22 protein-coding genes are annotated in these 21,318 nt (G+C 66.1%); 16 read left to right on the top strand and 6 right to left on the bottom strand.

What is annotated here, in order from left to right; all coding sequences use genetic code 11:
- Positions 1 to 10: 10 nt before the first annotated feature.
- Both VFA08_09640 and VFA08_09645 read right to left on the bottom strand, forming a co-directional pair.
- Positions 11 to 628: a hypothetical protein gene (locus VFA08_09640; protein ID HYZ13851.1), complete on the bottom strand. Its 618-nt coding sequence runs from the start codon at positions 626 to 628 to the stop codon at positions 11 to 13.
- 149 nt (positions 629 to 777) lie between these two features.
- On the bottom strand, positions 778 to 1,635 hold the full coding sequence (locus VFA08_09645) for an alpha/beta hydrolase (protein ID HYZ13852.1): 858 nt from the start codon (positions 1,633 to 1,635) through the stop codon (positions 778 to 780).
- Between the two features lie 106 nt (positions 1,636 to 1,741).
- Here VFA08_09645 and VFA08_09650 point away from each other — a divergent pair, with 106 nt between their 5' ends.
- From VFA08_09650 to VFA08_09665, 4 genes are read left to right on the top strand one after another with little or no spacing between them, the layout of a single operon-like run.
- Positions 1,742 to 4,192: an AAA family ATPase gene (locus VFA08_09650; GenBank protein ID HYZ13853.1), complete on the top strand. Its 2,451-nt coding sequence runs from the start codon at positions 1,742 to 1,744 to the stop codon at positions 4,190 to 4,192.
- Complete coding sequence (locus VFA08_09655) at positions 4,189 to 4,548, top strand: hypothetical protein (GenBank protein HYZ13854.1); 360 nt, start codon at positions 4,189 to 4,191, stop codon at positions 4,546 to 4,548. The genes VFA08_09650 and VFA08_09655 overlap by 4 nt, the downstream gene beginning before the upstream one ends.
- 12 nt (positions 4,549 to 4,560) lie before the next feature.
- On the top strand, positions 4,561 to 7,512 hold the full coding sequence (locus tag VFA08_09660) for an adenylate/guanylate cyclase domain-containing protein (protein ID HYZ13855.1): 2,952 nt from the start codon (positions 4,561 to 4,563) through the stop codon (positions 7,510 to 7,512).
- A gap of 5 nt (positions 7,513 to 7,517) precedes the next feature.
- Positions 7,518 to 8,291, top strand: a complete 774-nt coding sequence (locus VFA08_09665) for an aldo/keto reductase (protein ID HYZ13856.1) — start codon at positions 7,518 to 7,520, stop codon at positions 8,289 to 8,291.
- Between the two features lie 9 nt (positions 8,292 to 8,300).
- Here the strand turns inward: VFA08_09665 and VFA08_09670 are convergent, their stop codons facing one another.
- Together VFA08_09670 and VFA08_09675 are read right to left on the bottom strand one after the other, a co-directional pair.
- Positions 8,301 to 9,407, bottom strand: a complete 1,107-nt coding sequence (locus VFA08_09670) for a peptidoglycan DD-metalloendopeptidase family protein (GenBank protein HYZ13857.1) — start codon at positions 9,405 to 9,407, stop codon at positions 8,301 to 8,303.
- 129 nt (positions 9,408 to 9,536) lie between these two features.
- A complete protein-coding gene (locus tag VFA08_09675; protein ID HYZ13858.1) occupies positions 9,537 to 11,282 on the bottom strand; it encodes an FAD-dependent oxidoreductase in 1,746 nt (581 codons plus the stop codon).
- Between the two features lie 458 nt (positions 11,283 to 11,740).
- Here VFA08_09675 and VFA08_09680 point away from each other — a divergent pair, with 458 nt between their 5' ends.
- Positions 11,741 to 12,250, top strand: coding sequence for a DinB family protein (locus VFA08_09680; protein ID HYZ13859.1), 510 nt, complete (start codon positions 11,741 to 11,743; stop codon positions 12,248 to 12,250).
- A 41-nt stretch (positions 12,251 to 12,291) separates the two neighbouring features.
- Here the strand turns inward: VFA08_09680 and VFA08_09685 are convergent, their stop codons facing one another.
- Positions 12,292 to 12,414 (bottom strand): hypothetical protein, encoded by a 123-nt coding sequence (locus VFA08_09685; GenBank protein ID HYZ13860.1) that lies wholly within the window; start codon positions 12,412 to 12,414, stop codon positions 12,292 to 12,294.
- Between the two features lie 165 nt (positions 12,415 to 12,579).
- On the opposite strand from VFA08_09685, the gene VFA08_09690 reads away from it, so the two are divergent.
- Positions 12,580 to 12,957: a DUF6220 domain-containing protein gene (locus VFA08_09690; GenBank protein ID HYZ13861.1), complete on the top strand. Its 378-nt coding sequence runs from the start codon at positions 12,580 to 12,582 to the stop codon at positions 12,955 to 12,957.
- An 18-nt stretch (positions 12,958 to 12,975) separates the two neighbouring features.
- On the opposite strand, the gene VFA08_09695 is transcribed toward VFA08_09690, so the two are convergent.
- Positions 12,976 to 13,245 (bottom strand): hypothetical protein, encoded by a 270-nt coding sequence (locus VFA08_09695; protein ID HYZ13862.1) that lies wholly within the window; start codon positions 13,243 to 13,245, stop codon positions 12,976 to 12,978.
- A 425-nt stretch (positions 13,246 to 13,670) separates the two neighbouring features.
- Between VFA08_09695 and VFA08_09700 the strand changes: the two genes are divergently transcribed.
- The 10 genes from VFA08_09700 to VFA08_09745 form a co-directional block, all read left to right on the top strand.
- The gene (locus VFA08_09700; GenBank protein HYZ13863.1) at positions 13,671 to 15,074 is read left to right on the top strand and encodes a hypothetical protein; all 1,404 of its coding nucleotides are present in this window, start codon (positions 13,671 to 13,673) and stop codon (positions 15,072 to 15,074) included.
- On the top strand, positions 15,075 to 15,824 hold the full coding sequence (locus tag VFA08_09705) for a glucose 1-dehydrogenase (GenBank protein ID HYZ13864.1): 750 nt from the start codon (positions 15,075 to 15,077) through the stop codon (positions 15,822 to 15,824).
- Positions 15,825 to 15,841: 17 nt separating this feature from the next.
- Positions 15,842 to 16,315: a VOC family protein gene (locus VFA08_09710; protein HYZ13865.1), complete on the top strand. Its 474-nt coding sequence runs from the start codon at positions 15,842 to 15,844 to the stop codon at positions 16,313 to 16,315.
- On the top strand, positions 16,305 to 16,910 hold the full coding sequence (locus tag VFA08_09715) for an XRE family transcriptional regulator (protein HYZ13866.1): 606 nt from the start codon (positions 16,305 to 16,307) through the stop codon (positions 16,908 to 16,910). Before VFA08_09710 ends, VFA08_09715 begins: the two co-directional genes overlap by 11 nt.
- Positions 16,911 to 16,977: 67 nt before the next feature.
- Positions 16,978 to 18,297, top strand: a complete 1,320-nt coding sequence (locus VFA08_09720) for a spermidine/putrescine ABC transporter substrate-binding protein (protein ID HYZ13867.1) — start codon at positions 16,978 to 16,980, stop codon at positions 18,295 to 18,297.
- Between the two features lie 59 nt (positions 18,298 to 18,356).
- A complete protein-coding gene (clpS, locus tag VFA08_09725) occupies positions 18,357 to 18,680 on the top strand; it encodes an ATP-dependent Clp protease adapter ClpS (GenBank protein ID HYZ13868.1) in 324 nt (107 codons plus the stop codon).
- Complete coding sequence (locus VFA08_09730) at positions 18,681 to 19,151, top strand: DUF2017 family protein (protein HYZ13869.1); 471 nt, start codon at positions 18,681 to 18,683, stop codon at positions 19,149 to 19,151.
- Between the two features lie 152 nt (positions 19,152 to 19,303).
- Positions 19,304 to 19,780 (top strand): MarR family transcriptional regulator, encoded by a 477-nt coding sequence (locus tag VFA08_09735; GenBank protein HYZ13870.1) that lies wholly within the window; start codon positions 19,304 to 19,306, stop codon positions 19,778 to 19,780.
- A gap of 2 nt (positions 19,781 to 19,782) precedes the next feature.
- Complete coding sequence (locus tag VFA08_09740) at positions 19,783 to 20,226, top strand: DUF4383 domain-containing protein (protein HYZ13871.1); 444 nt, start codon at positions 19,783 to 19,785, stop codon at positions 20,224 to 20,226.
- 225 nt (positions 20,227 to 20,451) lie between these two features.
- The coding region (locus VFA08_09745; GenBank protein ID HYZ13872.1) for an NTP transferase domain-containing protein at positions 20,452 to 21,318 on the top strand (867 nt) is incomplete at its 3' end.

Consider the following 21,318-nt stretch of genomic DNA (forward strand, 5'->3'; position numbering starts at 1 on the left):
TCAGCGCTCGTCAGAGCTCCGGCGGTAGATCTCGATCCTCCATTCGCCTGCGCGTCTCGACGATGACCTCCGCGTCCGAAAAGTTACCGGCGGCGCGGAACCCGGCTTCCACCTCCGCGTGCACCCTGATGTACTCGTTCAGCCATTTCGTCGCCGTTTCCGATCGGGCTCGGAGGTCGTCCGCGTTCACCGGCTGGATGTAGTGACGGATCAGCTCAGCCATCCGGGCCAGGTAGCCGCCCTTCGCGACACCGGCCTGCTCGAACGGCGGCGTGATCGCGCTGAAGGCGAAGACCATCGCCAGTCCGGTTTCGTCGATGTGGAGCTCGATCCCGTTCGCGATCAGCGGGGACATCGCGAGCCACGTCTCCGGTTCGGGGAAGAACCTCCTCTCGGCCATCTGCCCACCACAGTCGTAGTCGTCTCGGAACCTCGCGATCGCGGCCGTATCGTCGGCCGCCGCGCCGGTTCGGATGTACTCCCGCAGTTTCGGCTCGAGCGTGGAGGCACATGCAATGCCCACGGTGGCGAGGGCCTCGCTCTCGCCGGTCTCGCCCTGCCTTCGCGCGGTCGCCTCGACGAGCTTCACCGTGTCCTCGGCCGCCTCGCGCACGTAGTCGTCGACCATCGAAGGGTCCCATCGTCGGTCTTCTCCCGGGTGATGTCGAATCGGTCGTCGGCGAGGTTCTCGCCCAGACGCCACACCTCCGAGTACGTGCGTTTCAGTTCCGCGGGTTCCCGACCCAACTCGAAGGCGTGCACTGCACACCAGTCCCGCTAGCTCGGCTTGGCAGGAACGAACCGCTGAACGAAGTCGAGTGCGGTCTGCGCGACCTCCTGCCAGCCGTCGTCGATGGTCAGCGAGTGGCCGCGGTTGGGCATCTTCCTGATCTCGGTGACGCTCGGGTTGCGCTTCTGCCGCTTGTATGCGGCGTTGGCGATCGCCCAGGGAACGGTGTGGTCCTTCTCCCCGTCGAGGATCAGCAGCGGACCCCGATCGGGGTTCGTCGTGTCGACCTTCGACTCGGTCCAGGGGTTGAGGTTGGCGTTGGCCATCTGGGCCAGGGCGATCCCCGATCCGGCCACGTGGTACGAGTCGTACAGGCGCCTCGCCTGGTCCTCATCGAGGGCGTTCGCCCAGCCGTATTTGAACTGATCGAACGTGAGCGTGATGGCGCGACCTCGATACCGGGGGTTCAACAGGAACGGTCCAACCACCCTGAGCGTGGAGAGGGGCAGCGGCAGGACTCCGCGAAACACGCCCGGGTCGATAGCGACCGTGGCCGCCGAGAGCCCACGGCCGGCGAGGATCTCAGCCAACAATCCGCCGGTCGAGTGCCCCATCACGGCGGGCTTCTCCTCGAGCCGGCCGATCACGTCGGCAGTGTGGTCGGCACCCTGCTTCAGCGTCTTGTTGGCGAGGACGTCGGGGTTCGCCCGTGCCTGTTCAACCGTTTCCGGATCGTCCGGCCAATCCGGTGTCAGCGGCGCGTAACCGGCCCGCTTGAAGAGGTCCGCCCACTTTGCCCAACTGCTGGGCAGCAGCCAAAGGCCGTGGATGAAGACGACCGGAATGGTGCCCGAGGCGTTCGCCTCCTCGATCTCCCGGCTCTCCCGCTCAGAGATGGACGCCATTCCGACCCCCTCTCAGCTCGCAGCGAAACCTCAAACCGACCCTAGCGCACCGACGACGAGGCCATCCAACGAGACACGCCTAGGATTGATCCTCGTAGGAGGCGAGATGGAGCAGGTCCTACAGGAGATCATCCAGGCGCGGCTCGGCGAGGAGAAGAAGCTCGGCGAGCAGGCGGGCGTCATGATCACGGCCGCTTGCCATAGCGAAGAGGCACTCGCCGCGGCTCTCGGTGGTGAAACGATTCCCGGCGAGACTCAACCCCGATCCGAGACCGTGGATGGTCGCTACCCCGCGCTCCTGCAGTCGATACGGGTGGAGGGATTCCGCGGCGTGGGGCCCGAAGCGACCCTGGAGATCTCACCCGGCCCGGGCCTGACCCTCGTGGTCGGTCGAAATGGGAGCGGCAAGTCGAGTTTCGCCGAGGCCCTCGAGCTTCTGCTTACCGGCAGCAACAGTCGGTGGAGCACGCGATCGGCGATTTGGAAGGAAGGGTGGCGCAACCTTCACCACTCCGATGCGCGCATCGACGCCGAATTCGTGTTGGAAGGCTCGAAAGGCACGACACTGATCTCTCGGAGTTGGGCCCCCGGGGCAAAGCTGGAGGAGGCCGAGACGCTGGTCACGGGCTCCGGTTCCGAGGCGTCGACGATCGATGACCTCGGATGGGCCGCTGCGGTCGAGATGTACCGCCCGTTCTTGAGCTACAGCGAGTTGGGATCGATGCTCGACGCCGGTCCATCCGCGCTGTACGACGCCCTTTCCGCGATCCTCGGACTCGAGGACTTGGTCGTCGCCGAGGGTCGTCTCAAAGAAGCGGCCAAGCAGAGAAAGAAGCTCGGCGACGACGCGAAGTCGTCTCTCGCGCCCCTGCTCGAGCGCCTGGGCGAGATCGAAGACGAGCGAGCTCGCGCCTGTCTCGAGGCGCTCTCAGGGAAGACGTGGAACCTCGACACCGTCGAACGGTCCGTGATCGGGCCCGAGTACTCGTTGCAGGAGGAGACCGAGGGAGCGGCACTCCGGCAACTCTCGACTCTGGAGGGGCCGAGCGCTGACGAGGTGGCGATCGCCGCAGAAGGGCTCGAGGCCGCATCGGCCGCCATCGCCCAATTCGGTGGCACGGAGGCCCAAAAGGCGCTTCAGACCGCAGAGCTGTTGGAGTCCGCGCTTCGGTTCCACGCCGATCACGGCGATCAGGACTGTCCGGTCTGCGGCAAGGGAGAGTTGGACCGGACCTGGCGGGACGAGACAGAGAATGAGGTCGCCCGGCTGCGGACGGTTGCCGAACAGGCGGACCTTGCGCATCGGCTCCGGGACGAGGCGATGAAGAGCGCCAAGTCCCTCATGCTTGCGCCTCCGTCGCTCCTTTCCAGCGCGTCGGCTCTCGGGATCAGCGTCGATGACTTGATGAGCGCGTGGAAGTCGTGGACTACGGGTGCCTCCCTCGATGATGCCGAGCCGTTAGCAGAGCATCTGCGCACCGCACATGCGTCTCTGGTCCGCGAGATCGAAGCAGTACGCGACGCTGCGGCCAAGGAACTGCAGACACGCGAGGACATCTGGAGACCCGTGGCCGCCGAGCTGGCGGCGTGGCTCGACGACGCCAGGCAGGCGCAGCGGGGTGAGGCTCAGCTCGACGACCTGAGGGCCGCCGAGAAGTGGCTGCGCGCGGCGTCGGCGGAGGTCCGCAACGAGCGGTTCGCGCCCATCGCCGATCTCGCTCAGAGCGTGTGGGAGACGCTGCGCATGCAGAGCAACGTCGAGCTCAAGAAGATCGTCCTCACCGGGGCGGGTTCGGCCCGCAAGGTCGTGCTCGAGGTCACCGTTGATGGCATGGAGGGGGCAGCGCTTGGAGTCATGAGTCAGGGAGAGCTCAACTCGCTCGCTCTGAGTCTGTTCATGCCGCGCGCGACGCTGCCCGAGAGTCCCTTCCGTTTCGTGGTGATCGACGATCCGGTTCAGTCGATGGATCCGGCCCGCGTCGACGGGTTAGCACGGGTCCTCCAGAACGCGGCCCGCTCTCGACAGGTCGTCGTGTTCACTCATGACGACCGGCTCGCCAGGTCCTGCAGGCTCCTGGGGATCGATGCGAAGATGGTCGAGGTGACGCGCCGGGCCGAATCGGTCGTCGAGCTGCGGCCGGGCCTCGATCCCGTGGGGCGGTATTGCGCCGATGCGTGGGCCATCGCCAACAGCGAGGACATCGACGCCGCGGTGGTATCCCGAGTTGTCGGTGTGTTCTGTCGGTCGGCGATCGAAGCCGCATGCGCCGACGCGATCACGCGAAGGCGCCTTGCCGCAGGGGAGGACTATGCAGCCATCGAGGCTCTCTTGGATTCCACGAAGGGACTAGCGCCGTTGTTGGCGCTGGCCCTGTTCGACGACATGTCTCGCACGAAGGACGTTGTGTCGAGACTCGACAAGGGGATCGGACGTTGGGCGGTGTCTGCCTATCGGGGAGTGCAGGACGCGTCTCACAAACCCGTGGCTCGTGACGTGCTTTTGAACTTGGTGAGGGATAGCGAACGATTGGCACGGGGACTGGTGCAGCTTCCGTGAACGAGCTGACCACGAGGGAGATCCTCTACCGAGCGATCGACCTGCTCGAGCGACCAACCTCGGAGACAGTTGGTCTTTGGCCGCGGGCGAGCGCGGTGCTGGCGCGCCAGGCTCTCGAACGCGGCCTCACCGAGACGCTGTCTGCGAGGGTAGAAGGAATCCACAGGGCACCCGTAACGGCGCAACTTCTCTTCCTGAGGCTCTTCCTGGAGGACACGGCGAGGGCGGAGGAAGTGCATCTCGCGTGGTGGGCGCTGTCGCGAGCGTGTCACCACCTGTCCTACGAGCTCCCCCCGACGGCGGCGGAGTTGCGTGCGTTGATCGACGTCGTAGATCGTTTCGTCGAGGCGTCCTAGGGAGCGTTCGAAGTGCCGAGCCGAGTCGAGACGCTCGCACTTGTGTTCACCGACATCGAGGGATCGACCAACCTGCTCCGAAATCTCGGAGCGCGGTACCGCACGCTGCTCATGGACCACAGACGCCTTCTCAAGACGGCGTTCGAGCGTTTTGGGGGACGACTGCTCGGATCACAAGGCGACTCGCTGTTCGCGGTCTTTCCCAACGCGAGGGACGCGCTCCTTGCCGCAGCGGAGGGCCAGCTCGCCCTCAGTGAGGCGCAGTGGCCCGATGGGATCGCATTGCGAGTCCGGATGGGAATCCACTTCGGCGACGTGATCGCCGAGGAGGACGAGTACGTGGGCCTGGCGATCCATCAAGCCTCCCGCGTCAGCGACGCCGCTCACGGAAACCAGATCCTGCTGTCGGAGACAACTCGGCTGGCCGCCGGCGATGGTCTCGTGGGCGACATCACGCTGGAGCCGGTGGGCCAGTTCCGTATGAAGGACTTCCCGGAGCCGCAATGGCTGTTTCAGCTGCGCCATCCGAGACTGCCCTCCGACTTTCCTCCTCCTCGCACCGCAGGTGCGCCAACTCACAACCTGCCCAGGAACTTCACCTCATTCGTCGGACGTGATCGTGAGTTGAAGGACGTGATCGACCTTCTACAAGCAAACCGGCTGATCACGTTGACCGGCCCCGGGGGAAGCGGAAAGACCCGGCTGGCGATCGAGGCAGCGGCGGCGTCGCTGACGCTTCGGCCGGGAGGAATCTGGTTCGTCGACCTGGCGCCGGTTTCCGATCCTGATCTGGTGTTGGCCACGGCGGCCGAGGCCATGAATCTCACGGAGACCCAGCGGCATGGTCTCGACGCCGCGATCATCGAGTTCCTGTCGCGCGGAAGCCCTCTCCTGATCCTCGACAACTGCGAGCATCTGATCGGTGCCTGCTCCGATCTCGTGGAGCGATGGCTCGCGTCGTGCCCGTCACTGACGATTCTGGTCACGGCTCGGGAGCCGCTGGGAATCGCCGGCGAGATCATCCGACGTGTCCCGGGGCTCGACGCTGGGGTCGACCGAGATGGATCGAGATCGTCCGAGGCAGTTCAGCTCTTCGTGGACAGGGCCTCGGCACACGATCCCGAATTCGAGCCCACCGACGAAGAGCTCGACCTGATCGCGCAGTTGGCGCGCCGTTTGGACGGAATCCCGCTGGCCATCGAGATGGCCGCGGGTCTGATCGGAACACTCGACGTAGGAGCGATCGTCTCGCGTCTCGACGATCGCTTTCGGCTCCTCACGGAGGGCAGCGGCAGCAGACTGGGGCGCCAACAGACGCTGTTGGCCACTGTCGAGTGGAGCCACGACTTGCTGCGTCCGACCGAGCAGATCCTGCTCCGCCGCCTGGCCACGATGTCGGGATCGTTCGCACTCGACGCCGTCGATGCGATCTGTGGGGGCGACGGTGTTGATCGTGCGGCGATCGTCCAGCTACTGCGCCGTCTGGTGGCCGCGTCCTGGGTGACCAAAGAAAGGGCGGACGGCCAGACGAGATATCGAATGCTCGAGACGTCGCGTCAGTACGCGTTGGAAAGACTCATCGCGTCATCGGAGGCGGAGAGACTTCGCAAACGGCACGGTGAATGGTTCCTTGACCTCGCAGAAGACGCGGCCACGTTCCTTCTCGGGGGGCCCGAGCAGGCGAACTGGTTCGATCGCATCGAGCTGGAGCTGGACAACCTGAGGGCCGCGTTGGCGTGGAGTCTCGGTGAAGGCGACGCGACGATCGCACTGAGGATCAGTACGGCGTTGGCGCGGTTTTGGGAGGTGCGAGGCCATTGGACGGAAGCTCTCCGCTCGTTCGAGGAAGCGCTCGAACGCACGTCGGGAGCATCCGACGATCTGCGCGCTCCCGCGTTGGTGTCGGCATCATTCATGGCCTTCTATCGGGGGAATCTGGACGCGGCACGAGCCTTGGCCGATGAGGGGCTCGCGGCCGCGAGCCGGGTCGGCGACGAGGTCTCCGAAGCCCGTGGTATGCGTTTCCTCGCGGTTACCGAGCAACAGTCCGGCAACAAGGATGCAGCGCTCAGTTGGGCGAACCGCGCGGTCGAGTTGAGCCGCAAGACCGGCGTCGGCGCGGATCTCGCGTTCGCCATCCAGGTGTTGGGACGCCTTACCTCAGATCCCGATGATGCCGGCGCTCTCTTCAGGGAGGGCCTCTCCGTCGCCCGAACCGCGAGGGACGGCGTGTCTCAGATCTATCTGTTGTACGCGCTGGGTCAGCTCGCGATCCGCAAACAGGAGGAAGCCGAGGCGCGAGAACTCTTCACCGAGGCGTTGGGGATCGCACATCGGTTGCGAGAACGATGGATGGCCATGAACGTGCTCGTGGCGCTGTCGCAGGTGAGCGAGGAGATCGACGCGGGTTCGGCGGTGGAGGAGATGATCGGGCTTCTCCGCCAGATGGGCAATCGGCTCATGCTCGTGCGATGGCTTCGTCAGCTGGCCTACCTGCGGAGGATCGAAGGTGACACCGTCGGCGCGCGGCGATTCGTGGACGAGGCCCTTTCGGTGATCGAGCAGGAGGGGACCGACGAGGCGGAGGTCCTGGGTCACTACATCCTGGCCGGGCAGCTCGACGAGGGGGAGGGCGATCACCGTTCCGCTCTGCGGGAGTTCCAGGCTGGCGTTGGTCTCGCGCACAAGCTCGGATCGAAATGGGAAGTGACGTTTGGTCTCGGAGGCGTCGGACGGCAGCTGGCTCTGATCGGAGATCACGTGACTGCGGCGATCGTCCTGGGGGCCGCGGAGGCGTTTCGAGAGAGCGTTGGTATGCAACCCGCACCGCGCCGGGCGGAGGTCCTTCGTCAGACCAACGGGGACTTGGCTCAGGTCCTCGGCGATGCCGAATTCGAGCGCCTGTGGGAACAGGGTCGGCGGATGTCGTTCGATGATGTCTTGGCGCTCGCGACGGAGAGGTGACGTCGGTGTTCGCTCAGGCGGTGTCGATCGGCAACGGCGCTCGCATACCGCTCGTCGGCCTCGGGACGTGGGCGCTGCGGGGCCGATCCGGACAGGGGGTCATGCGGCGCGCGCTCGATGTCGGCTACCGGCACCTGGACACCGCCCGCGTGTACCGCAACGAGGAGGAGGTTGGCCGAGCCGTCCGCGACAGCGGCATCGCTCGTGAGGACGTGTTCATCACCACCAAGCTCCCGCCGGATCGTGCCGGTCGCGCACGGGAGACGCTCTCCGCGAGCCTCGCGGATCTCGACACGGAGTACGTCGATCTCTGGCTCATCCATTGGCCGCCGGGCGGGGCGTCGCCGGAGACCTGGCGCGAGCTCGTGGCGGCTCGTCAGGAGGGCCGGGCCCGAGCGGTCGGGGTGAGCAACTATTCGATCGCCCAGATCGACCAACTGATCGAGTCGTCCGGCGAGGCGCCGGCCGTCAACCAAGTCAAGTGGAGCCCGTCCCTTCACGATCCGGTCGAGCTCGCCGCTCACCGCGAACGCGGAATCGTTCTCGAGGGCTACAGCCCGTTCAAGACCACGTCACTCCGGCACCCCACGCTGGTCGAGATCGCGAACGCTCACGGCGTGACGCCGGCGCAGGTCGTGGTGCGGTGGCACGTCCAGCACGAGATCGTCGTGATCCCCAAGACGGCGCACCTGGATCGCCTCGAGACCAACAGTGACGTCGAGGGCTTCGAGCTGAACGCGGCCGAGATGACTCGGATCGACGGGATGTCCAAGCGATAGCGCTGAGCGCTAGATCGGGGCGCTGCAGACGAGCAGCAGGTATTCGTAGGGGTCGACCGCATCTCCGTTCTCCGGGTGCCACTCGAAGTGGTCGTGCGGGCCGCTCGAGTGGCCGGTGGACCCCACATAGCCAATGACGTCTCCGGTCTCGACCGGGCCGAGCGTGCCGAGCCGGGATAGGTGTGCGTTGTACACGTAGCCGTACTCGCCGTGGACGTACACCCCGAGCCCGCCGAGCCTGCTGTGGGAAACGGAGGCCACGCCGTCGAACGGCGCGAGGATCGGGGTTCCCATGGCGGCCATGATGTCGTCGCCCTGGTGGAGGTGGGTCCCGCCCTTCGGGTCGCGACGGAGGTCGCCGAAGTTGTCGGCGATGGCGTGCGGGCCTCCCAGGGGACACACCGCGAACGGCCGGAGGAGCGAGATCTCGATCTGGATCTGCTCGATCCGTCCGCGTAGCCCGGCGACCAGTCGTCGGGACTTCGCCATCTTGCGTTGGAGCTCGTTGCGCTTCGTCTCCAGGCTTTGCTTCTGGAGCTCGACGAGCTGGCGGCCATGCACGACCTCGGTCTCGATCTGCGCGAGGCGATCTGCGGTTGCCTGGACCTGCCTGGCGAGCACGGCGTCGCGACGGTTCATCTCGCCAAGGAACGACATCCGCGCGGCGGCATTCGCGGCCGACGTCGCCGTGAGTAGGTAGAGGATCGGCACGCCGCCGGACATGTAGGCCTCGCGGCTGCGCTGGTCGAGCTTGGCCTGCAGCAGCGCACCGCGGATCTGGAGCTTCCTCATCTGCCGCTGGAGCTCGGCGAGGCGGGCCTCCATCCGCAGGATCTTCCCCTCTGCCCGCGCGATGCGCGTGGCCAAACGGTTCATCTCCTTTTGCAGAACGCTGATCTTGTGTATCTGAGCGCGGTACCGGTCCCTGGCCTTGTGCAGCTCGTGCTTGCTCTTCTTCAGTTCCTGCTTGGTCTCGGTCAGCACTTCGTCGTCGGCCGAGACGATCCCGGAGAGAACGACCGAGGCAATGGAGGCAAACATGAGAAGCGCGGCCACTACCGCCACGATCTGGCGCGCGCGCGGCGCGTGCTCTTGGAGCTCCCTCGGACGCGACATGTCGGCCTCATCGCTGCCGTTTGTCCGGGGACGCTCGTGATAGGTCATGCACCCGACCATCGGCAGACCCAGAGATCGCCTGAAGGACGTCGGTGAACGGTGTCTGGGCGTACGGAGACTGAGGGTTGACTACTCGAGCAATCGCGCTCCGCTGAGCTCGGCCGCGGGCGTCTCGAGCGCGCGCCTGAGGCCGTCCGGGACCTCGGGGAGCGGGACGCTCCTGAGTGTCGGCCCACCGTCGTCGCCGCGACTCGCCTCCAGGGCGAGCCGCAGGTTCGGGTCGACGTTCGGAAAGTCCGAGCGACGATGCGCTCCGCGGCTCTCTCGCCGGGCTCGCGCGCCCAGCAGCGTCGCGCGGGCGGTCAGGAGCGCTGCCCGCAGGTCGAAGAGATGACCGAGATCCGCCCACCCCTCCTCGTTCGGGCTCACGTCGACGTCGTGCGCGGCCTCCGAGATCGCGTCCAATTCCGCCAACGCGCGGTCCAGCCCCTCGGCGTCGCGCACGACGCCGCAGAACCGCCACATCGCGTCGCGGACGGCACGCTGCATCGGCCGCGCGAGCTCGTCGCCCTTTCGGACGGAACGGTCGACCTCCTCGTCCGCCTCCGCGATCACGCTGCGCGGATGGACGGAGACGTCTCGTGAGGCGGCCATACGCGCGGCGTGCTGGCCCGCGCGGCGGCCGAACACGAGGACCTCGGCGAGCGAGTTGCCGCCGAGTCGGTTCGCGCCGTGCACTCCCGACGTCAGCTCGCCGGCCGCGAACAGCCCCTCAAGGTCCGTCGCCGTGGTTTCGGGGTCGACGACAACACCGCCCATGGAGTAGTGCGCGGTCGGCGCGACCTCCATCGGCTCGCGAGAGATGTCGAGCATCTCGAACTCGACGAACTGACGGTACATTCGCGGGAGCTTCTCGAGGATCGTCGACTTCGGAAGATGCGACACGTCGAGGAAGACGCCACCGTGTGGGCCACCGCGGCCCTCGGCGATCTCGGTGTAGTTCGCCAGCGCCACGCGGTCGCGCGTTGACAGCTCGAGGCGCTGCGGGTCGTATCGCTGCATGTACCGCTCGCCCTGCGCGTTCGTCAGGCGGCCGCCTTCACCGCGGACGGCCTCGGTCACGAGCGTGCCGGCAACCTCTTCGGGCCACAGCATCCCGGTTGGGTGGAACTGCACGAGCTCCATGTGCGCGAGACGGCAGCCCGCGTCGAACGCGAGCGCCATGCCCTCCCCGTAGTTCTCGTCTCGGCGCGAGCTGGACCGACGCCAGATTCGGGTGTGACCTCCCGTCGCCAGGACAACTGCGTCCGCGAGCAGCACGAGGCGCTCACCGGTCGTGAGATCGACCGCGTATGCGCCGAAGCACGTTCCGTCCGTAACGAGGAGGCGTGTCACGTACACGCCCTCGAGTACCGGAACGCCGAGCTCCGACACGCGCCGTCCCAGCGTGCGAACGATCGCGCGGCCGGTCCAGTCGCCGGCGTAGCACGTCCGGCGGTACGTGTGGGCGCCGAAGAACCGCTGGTCGATCTTCCCGTCCGCGGTCCGCGCGAACGGACAGCCCCAATCCGCGAGCTCGAGAACCGCTACCGGTGACTCCTCGACGAGGATCTCGATCATGCGAGGGTCGCCCAACTCGTAGCCGTCGCGGTAGGTGTCGGCGAAGTGCTGCTCGATCGAGTCCTCGGGATCGCGAGTGCCGAGGACCGCGTTGACGCCGCCGGCCGCCAGCACGGTGTGCGCGTCGTTCCGGGCGCGCTTGCCGACGATCAGCACGTCCGCGCCCGCCTGCGTCGCGGCGATCGCGGCACGTAGCCCGGCGCCGCCGGCGCCGATGATCAGGACGTTCGTCGGTCGTGTTCGGGTGGCGCTCACGTCCTAACCCTCAGCGCAATGGACACTCTCCACGATACGGCCGCTCCGACGTATGTGCCCTCCGGCACGACGAGCTCGAGTTGGCCGACAACCCGCCGGACGTGGACGAGCTTCGTGAACATCGCGATCGAGTTGCCCCCCGGCACGGATGTCGTGCCGTATGCGGAGCGGGCGCCACGTGGTGGATGACGGGCTCGAGCCGAGAGTCTCGCTCGAACGGTCCGCGGTGTGATTCGAGATGGCCCGGCGTAGTAGATGCTTCATGGACCATAGCCCTTTGGCTGGGCTACTCTCGTCCCCTCATGGCGACGCACATGGCTGAGATCTCCCCGCCGCCGGCCTAGCGAGTACTGGCCGGGGTGGCGCTCTGGCCGCACGGGTTGCGGCTTCCGGCGCACGGCTTCATCGAAGGGGACCGGAGTCCCACCGTCCCTCGACACCGATGAGAGGAGATCGTCATGAGCGGTTCGCTAGTCGACGTCGCGTTCGCGCACACTGCGTGGGCGACCTTGCAGGTGATCGATGCATGTCTTGATTTGAGCGACGAGCAGCTCCGGACCAACGTCCTCGGCACACGCGGGCCGATCATCGAGACGCTTCGCCACATCGTCACCGGCGACGCGCAGGACCTCTTCATCCTCACCGCTGACCCCACGTTCGACATGGACTTCGAAGGCGTGTCGCTTCCCGAGCTTCGTGTGGCCATGGAAGGGATCGGCGCGGGATGGTCCAGGTTCATCTCGAGTCCCATCGATCCGGACGCGATGGTCCGAGAGGTCGACAGCACCGACGGGTACGAACGGACGGCTCCCGTCGCGTTCCGACTCGCGGGGACGCTGGAACACGGCACTGACCACCGGAGCCAGATCTGCACGGCGTTGACGAGCCTTGGCATCGAACCGCCGGCGGTGGATGTCATGAGCTACGGGATCGACGTGCACCGGGTCATGGAGAAGCTGCCGGGCTAGCCAACTCGAGGCCGCAGGGCTGGTGCTCCCGTTCCGGCGCTTCAGCGCGAGCGGAGCGCACGTTCAAGTCGGTCGAGTGACCGCTCGTCCGGCGCCTTGAAGCCGAGGACGACATCGTCGACGCCGAGCGTCTCGTACGCGTCGATGAGTTCCGGGAGCGGCACCAGCCCGATCCGCATCGGCGGGGTCTAACGAGACATCAAAGCTGATCTCGTTGACGTCCCACGGCGTTCTGATCGGGGAGAATCCTCAAGCTTCCATGCCGCTTGAACCGGGTCAGCCCGCCAGAGGAAACGCGTTCGCTTCGGAGAAAGAGGAGGTCTTAGGAAATGGCACGCAAGATCTACGTCGGGCTTGCTTGGCTGTTCGTTGTCGCCGTCGGCGTCCAGTTCTTCCTCGCCGGTCTCGGCGTGCTGGGCGGCGAGAGCATTGAGGCGCACCGACAGTGGGGGTTCATCGTGCTGCACCTCGTCCCGATCCTGATGTTCATCACCGCGATCGTCGGCCGCATGGGACGAACCGTTCTCATCCTGACAGGTGCGCTCTTCCTGCTCGTGTTCGTGCAGCCGATCTTCGCCGACCCGGAGCTCGATCCTCAGTGGCTGCGGTCGCTCCACGTGCTCAATGCCCTGTTCATCGTCGCCCTCGGCATCCATCTGATACAGCGGGAGAGGGGACGCTCCGAGAGGATGCCCGTCAGAGCATGAGCATCGGACGCGTGCGGCCTAGAGAAGCTCGGTGGTGACGATGACGATTTCGTCGTCACCCGTGTTGTGGAGCGCGTGAGTCTGGGGGAGGGTCTCGGAGCCGATCCACAACGCGGCGCCTGGTTCGAGCGTGAAGTGCTCCAGGGCGTTCCCGTCCGCATCGACCGTGTCGCCGCTCGAGCCGCGGACGACCACCGATAGGTACGGCCGCCTATGCAGATGCATGGGACCGGTCGCGCCCGCAGGAACGCGGTGCTCCCAGATCCGCACCCGGTCGTTCTCTAGCATCAGGGCGGTTCCGAGGTCTTCAGACACGTCCATTCAATGCCTGCCCCTGCTTCATCAGGTCGACGCGCGCGACGGTAGCACGCTGGGGTCGTCGGCCTCCTCGACCGCTGTTGCCCGTTCGCTAGCCTCGGCGGCGCCGAATGTTCTGGCGTTGGCGCCACGAGTGGCCCTCGCCCTCGATGGCAATCCTGAGACCCGTCGGCATATGCAGTCCGCGGGGATCGACGTTCGCACCCACAGCGGTGACGAGATAGTCGAAGGGCGGCGGCGGGCCGACGTGCCTGACGCGCCCGCTTGTTCGTGGCTGAGGCTGTCCGGCGGGGCATTCAGCGCTGAGGGGTTTTACTTGCACTGAAACTGGCTTTACGCCTATAAAGGCGCACTCAGCATCCTTGTGGGGGAGGAGGGGACGCGACCTGCGGGCGATGCGATCGATCGACGACGCTCTCACCATCCGGGATGGCCACCTGTTCATCGAGGGCGTGGATTGCGTCGCGCTCGCGAACAGGTTCGGCACGCCCCTGTTCGTCGTTTCTGAGGATCAGTTGCGTCGGAACGCGCGAGCGTTCGTCCGGGCGTTCGAGGACAACTGGAGCGAAGGACCGGTCCGTATCCTGCCCTCCATCAAGGCGAATTTTGCGCTCGCACTTCGTCACATTCTCACTGACGAAGGCATGGGCTGCGACACGTTCGGGTCGTCGGAGCTTGCCGCGGCGCTCCGCGGCGGAGTGCCACCGGACCTGATCTCGGTCAACGGATCGGGCAAGACGGCATCGCTGATCGGCGACGCCGTCGGCGCGGGCGCGCGGATCACGATCGACGCGGCCCGTGAGCTTCCTCTTGTGGAGGAGGCTGCCCATCGCCTCGGGAAACGGGCGACGGTTCGCCTGCGGCTCAGGCCCGATCTGTCCGACCTCTCCGAGCCGACCGACTTCTCGGGTGACGAGATCTCCGTTGCGGAAGCGACCCGGTCGTACAAAGCCGGTGTTCCCGCGGACGACGTCATCGCCCTCGGCAGGAAGGCAATCTCGTCCGATGGCGTGGACCTGTCGGGTATCCACGTCCACCTCCCGCGGCATCGCTCGGAAACCGCCATGTATCACCGGCTGATCGGCGCGCTCGTCGAGCTTCTGGCCGAGCTGCGACGTGAATGGGATGGATGGTTGCCAAGGGAGATCGATCTCGGCGGTGGGTTCGCGGTTCGCCGGGATCCGACCGGCCGCCTGCTTCCTCGATTGGCGAACCGAACCGAGTTCGCGCCGGCGATCGACGACTACGCCGAGGCCGTCACGAGCTCGCTCCGCTCCGAGCTCGATAGCCACGACATACCGGTGGACGGGCTGGCGCTCGAGGTCGAACCCGGTCGCAGCCTTTACGGGAACGCGGGGATCCACTTGACACATGTCGTCAACGTCAAGCGGGAGGCCCTCCCCAAGCCCAAGCGATGGGTGGAGTCCGACACGACGGAGATGTTTCTCCCGGACTCGTTGATCGAACACAACAGATGGAATGTGGTGGTCGCGACGCGGCCGGACGCCGAGCCGATCGGTCCGGCGGACATCGTCGGCATCAGCTGCGGCTTCGATGTGATGGTTCCGTCTGAGCTGTTGCCCGAGCTCGACGAGGGCGACGTCCTGGCGTTCCTGGATACGGGTGCGTACCAGGACGCGAGCGCGTCGAACTTCAACGCGCTGCCTCGACCCGCCACTGTCCTGGTCCACGGAGACGAAGCGGAGCTGATCAAACGGGCCGAGACGATCGATGACGTCTTCGATCGAGACGTAATCCCCGCGCGTCTCGTTGCAGCGTCGGCTCCGAAGGAGCTCTGAGTGGCGGGCCGGCTCGAAGGCAAGGTCGCCATCATCTCCGGTGCGGCGCGGGGACAGGGTGCGGCGCACGCCCGGCTGTTCGCGTCCGAGGGTGCCGGCGTCGTCCTCGGGGATGTGCTGGAGACCCACGCGAACGAGGTCGCGGATGAGCTCCGTTCCTCCGGCGCTGGGGCCGAAGCCATCCGCCTCGACGTCACCCGTTCAGACGATTGGGCTCGCGCCGTGCAGGTCGCCGAGGAGCGCTTCGGTCCTCTGAACGTCCTCGTCAACAACGCCGGTGTGATCTCCGAACGCGGCGTGGAGGACGAACCGGAGGACGCGTGGCACCGCGTCATAGCGATCAATCAGAGCGGCGTGTTCCTAGGGATGAAGCACGTGGTGCCGGCGATGCGCCGCGCCGGCGGCGGATCGATCATCAACATCTCATCGACGCTCGGCGTCGTCGGAGCCGAGGACTACATCGCGTACCAGGCCAGCAAGGGCGCGATCCGTCAGATGACGAGGTCGGCCGCGCTCTCGTACGCGAAGGACGGCATCCGCGTCAACGCGGTGTGCCCGGGATGGATCGACACACCGATGACCGATGCGCTCGGTGCGGACATCCGCGAGCACGACATCGCGATGACGCCGCTCGGTCGGGCGGGCCGACCGATCGAGGTCTCGTACGCGGTTGTCTTCCTCGCTTCCGACGAAGCGTCGTTCATCACCGGAGTCGATCTCGTCGTCGACGGGGGGTACGTGGCCCAATGATCAGTCCCCGCACACGGGTGAGCGGGTTCGACCATGTCTCTGTCACCACGAGCGATCTGGATGCGTCGGTCGCCTTCTACGGGGGACGGCTCGAGATGACCGTTCTGGAAAGCGGCGAGTCGGAGGGAAGCGCGCTCGATGAGCTGCTGGGGATCGAGAACGCGCGAATCCGCTTTGCCGACCTTGACCTCGGCGAGGGCCGGGTTCTCGAGCTCATCCAGTTCGTCCACCCGATCGGCACGCCCGTCTCAAAGGAACAGTGGGACCCCGGCGCCACACACATCGGTCTTCGTGTGAGTGACATCGACTCGCTTCACGGTCGGCTTCGCGACAGTGGTGTTCGGGTTATCTCAAAGCCCGTCCGCTTGACGGAAGAGGGGGCTTGGGACGGAGCGAGGGTTCTGTACGCCATCGATCCCGACGGGACGTGGGTGGAGCTCGTTCAGCGTCCCGACGTGACGCAGAAAGGCGTGATCAACGATGGAGCCTGAGATCGTCGTAAGTGAGGAGGCCGCTGCCGATCACGTACGCGCCGCGATCCACTCGCCACGGATCGGGTCACGCCTGCGAGCGGCACGGAGGGCGCGAGGGATGACGATCGCCGAGCTCGCTTCGGCAGCTGATCTCTCGAATGGATTCATCAGCCTCCTCGAGCGAGACGAGACGAACGCGTCGGTTGCGACGCTCTTACGCATCTGCGAGCTGCTCGGTGTACGGATCGGATCGTTGTTCGAGCAGCCCCGGACGAGCCTCGTGCGTAAGCGAGACCGCGAAGTCGTGAACTTCGGCGGCTTCGGGGTCGAGGACGTCGTCCTGACACCGCGATGGGAGCGATCGCTCGAGGTGATCGAGTCGACCATCGAGGCGGGCGGCCGGAGCGGAGACGAGCCACACGCGTTCGAGGCGGACGCTGAGCTGATCTACGTCCTGAAGGGTTCGCTCGACCTGACGATGGGTGACCAGGTGCATCGGCTGCGGTCCGGCGACGCACTTCTGATCGACCCTCGGGATGCGCACTCTTGGGTGAACCCATCCCGCACGTCCGACGCCACCGTTCTATGGATCATCACTCCGGCGTCGCTGTGATCCCCAGAGAGCAGGGCGAAAGAGGCGATCTTGGTGAAGTCCCGTCAGGTAGGAAGGGGAACTGCCCATGCTGACCGAGCATGAACGGCGCGCCGACGACGGCGCGATGAACGCAATCGCGAAGCGGACGACGGAGGACCGACCGTGGGAGACGCTCGGCGACCTGCGCCTGTCACGAAGGCGTCTCCTTCGCGGCTTCGGCGCCGGACTCGGCGCATCGTGGCTCCTGGCAGCGTGCAGCGGTGGGGGAGAAGGCGTTGACGCCGGCGGGAACCCATCCGATGTGTTCGCCGGTGAGCCGGAGGGCACCGTCGACGTCGCGAACTGGCCGATCTACATCGACAAGGCCAAGACCCCGTCCGGCGAGCAGTACATCCCGTCTCTTCGGGAGTTCCAACAACGCACCGGGATCGAGGCCAACTATCAAGAAGTCATCGAGGACTATCCGTCGTTCCTGACGTCGATCGTTCCCCAGTTCCAGGCGGAGCGCCCGATCGGTTGGGACGTCATCGTCATCGGGGGCCGTGAGCTGACCGTTCTCCTGGCGAATGAATGGCTGACGCCGCTGGACCCAAACCTGCGACCGAACTTCGACGCCAACGCGACGACGTGGGCACGCGATCCGGCGTTCGATCCGGGAAATCGTCACACGATGGCATGGCAAGGAGGCTTCACCGCGCTCGGCGTGAACCGCAACCTGACGAACGGGCCGATCACGACTCTCGACGACCTGGCGAACCCCGACAAGGTGGGGCGGTCCGCCGTGGGAATGATCAGCAGCGAGATGCCCGATTTCGTGATGCAGAACCTCGGCATCGATCCGGAGACGTCAACCCCGGATGACTGGCGCGAGGCCGCGACGTGGTTGACGATGCAGCGCGAGTCCGGGACCGTTCGCGGGTACTTCGGGCAGAACTACATCCAGGACATGACGGCCGGCAACACCTCGGTTTCGATGGCTTGGTCCGGCGACATCTTCTACTACAGCGTCTGGGCGGGTCAGACCGAGCTCGAATTCGTGCTCCCCGAAGGTGGCGGCCTTCGGTGGATCGACAGCATGGCGATCCCGGTGAACGCCGAACATCCGGTAGATGCGATGACGTTCATGGATTTCTACTACAACCCCAACATCGCCCTGATGGTGACGTCGTGGGTCCTCACGATGTCGCCGGTCGACGGAGTGAGTGAGCTCATCCTCAACGAGGCAGAGGCCGCCCGAGACGACGGTTTCAAGGGGTACGCCAACAAGCTCTCGGCGACGGCCGACAACCGCTTCACGTTCCCGGACGAGGAGATTCTCGCTTCAACGTCGTTCGCCCGTGATCTCCGGACCGAGGAGGAGCGGGAAGAGTGGGACGCGATCTTCTCTCCCATCTCGCAGACGTGAGCGAGGACGCACCGCGCCGCTAGGCCCCATCCGAAGCAGTGGGCCGTATCGTGTTCGCTATGCGTTCCCATGCACGGACGGAGACTGCTCCCGTCGAAACTCAACCGGTCGAGACGGACGAGCCCGCCGACGAGAAGATCGCCGAACCCCAGATCCCCTGGGTCGTGATCGTGTGGAACGACCCCATCAACCTGATGTCGTACGTGGTCTTCGTGTTCCAGAAGCTGTTCGGCTATCCGCGCGACAAGGCGACGAAGCTCATGCTGGACGTTCATCACAAGGGGAAGGCCGCGGTGTCGCACGGCACACGGGAGAAGTGCGAGTTCGACGTCTCCCGGCTCCACGCCTATGGGTTGTGGGCCACCATGCAGAAGGATCGCTGAGTGCCGCCCGCCAGGGTCAAACGCATCCGTGGAGGCAGGTTCGCCCTCCGGATCAGCAGGGTCGAGCGCGACGTCCTCCGTTCGCTCCCAGCCCAACTGCGCCAGCTGATGACCGAGCACGACGCGGGGGCGAACCCGGATCTGCGTCGCCTGTTCCCCACGGCGTATCCGGATGATCCGGAGAAAGCTGCCGAGTACGACGCGATGGTCCGAGACGACCTGGTGGCGGAACGGCTTGCGGCGATCGATGTCATGGAGCGAACGATCGATTCGGATCGGCTCTCGGAGGAGGAGCTGCTCGCTTGGCTGTCCTCGATCAACGACCTTCGGCTGGTGCTGGGGACTCGTCTCGACGTCGCGGAGGACCTGAGCGAGCTCGACGTAACTCCGGACGACCCCCGGGCCGAGAGCCTCGCGCTCTACGCGTACCTCAGCGTCCTGGAAGAGGACGCGGTCTCCGCCCTCTCGTGAAGGTTGCTGCGATTTAGCCGTCGCCGCACCCCCGAAGGTTCGCCCACCACCGCCAGATCCTGTTCGCCACGCCTGCGTGCGCGCCTACCCGCGGAGTGACGAGGATATGACGACTTGACAGGAATCTGACATATCGGTAGTCTCCGGACATCATGAATAGAGCCAGAACGCCCGCCGGGGATGCCGCGACGAAACTGATCCTGTCCACATTCCGAGCGAACGGCCTGTTCCTGGATGCCGGAGATGTTCTGAGTGCCAATGACGGCCTCACGTCCGCGCGTTGGCAGGTTCTCGGCGCGATCGCCCTTGCAGATCGACCGCTCACCGTTCCACAGATCGCTCGTCGCATGGGACTGACCCGACAGAGCGTGCACGCAAGTGTGAATCGCCTGGTCGGCGACGGGTTCCTCGAGCTTCGACCGAACGCGGATCACCGAACGTCTTCGGTGATCGGTCTGACCAAAAAGGGCAGCGCGAGGTACGAGGCGATCGACGCGCGTCAGGTCGAGTGGATCAACAAGCTGTCGCGTGGGCTCACTCGTTCGGACATCCAGACGGCGGTTCGAGTCCTCGACGAGCTGTGCCGTCGACTCGAGAACGACCGGGCAGCTGACGAGGAGACCAGGTGAGGATGCCGCGCGATCCCGAAGGAGGAAACATGAACTGGGGGAAGACCTACATCACTCTCGCCGGAGTGATCGGCGTGGTGACCGGACTGCTGGGATTCGTCGACAACGCATTCGTGGGCGATCCGGCCAACGACGCCATCTTCGCCACCGACGCCGTCCACAACGTGATCCACGTCGGCACCGGAGTCCTCGGCCTGTACATCGGGCTTGCCCTGCGCGGGGCAGCTGAGGCTCGGGGCATCATCGGCTTCGGCATCCTCTACTTGGCGTTGGCCGTGGTGCTGATGGCCAGCCCGTCGATGTTCGGTCTGATGGATGTGGACGTGAACACGGCCGATGACGTGCTCCACGTGGGCCTCGGCCTGGTGACGACCGCGGTGGGCGTCGCCGTCTATCGAGCGCAAACACCCCTCGGTCACGAGGAGGCGTTCGACCGAGCGGCATGAGGCGCGCCGTTCCTTCTACTACTGCCCGCGCGTCCCGAGGAGAGAGCCCTGTCGCGAGCCGAGGGATGGCACAGGGACGTCCTCGGCACGGCCGGAACGCTTCTGGTACAACTCGACCGACGGTTTCCGGGCGGGGGGCGCATGTCGGAGACTCTGTTCGAACGGGCGTCCGCCGAGCCCTCCCGGATCCCCCCTTTGGAGGCAGCTCCGTTCGGCTCCGTCCGAATGGGCGTGGTCTTGGCCGCGGGGCGCTCCGAACGGCTCGTCAACGTGACGGCCGGGGGGTCCAAGGCGCTCGTGCGCATAGGTGGTCTGGCCCTGGTCGAGCGCGCCGTGCGCGGCCTGCTCGCCGAGGGCCTGGAGCGCGTCGTCGTGGTCGTCGGCTATCAGGCCGGTCCCGTGGCGGCGGTGGTCGACCGACTCGCCCCCGGCCGCGTCCGAGCTGCTTTCGCCGAGGACTGGGCGCTCGGCAACGGGGTGTCGCTCGCCGCCGCCGAGCCTCACGTGCGCGATGAAGATCTGTTCCTGCTCGTCACGATGGACCACCTGTTCGGCGATGGCGCGCTGAAGGCGCTCGTAAGGACGGGTGCCCCGTCCGTTCTGGTTGATCACGCGCCGGACCCGTCAGCATGGGCCGAGGGGACGCGAGTTCATCTACGCGAGGAGCACGCGGTCGCATTCTCCAAGGGACTCGACGACCCATCGATCGATTGCGGGGCGTTCCTGTTGCCTCCGGCGGTGTTCGATGCGCAGCGGCGCGCCGCGGCGCGGGGCGACGGCTCGCTGGCCGGCGCCGTGACCGAGCTCGCCACAACCCGTCCGCTCGCGGCCGTGCCGCTCCCGCGCGGCGTCTGGTGGCAGGATGTCGACACGCCCGAGGACCTGCGGCGAGGTGCCAAGCTCTTGCGTCGCTCGCTCACCAAGGCGGCCGACGGACCCGTCTCCCGATACCTGAACCGACCGCTGTCGACGCGCTTGTCGATGGCACTCGCTCACCTGCCGATCCATCCGGACGTCGTGTCGGTGGTTGCGCTTCTCGTCGCGGCCGCAGCGGCGTGGAGCCTCGGCATGGGCGCCGGGGTCGCCGGCGCC

The organism is Actinomycetota bacterium (assembly GCA_035640355.1).
Classification (GTDB): Bacteria; Actinomycetota; UBA4738; order UBA4738; family HRBIN12; genus CALGFI01.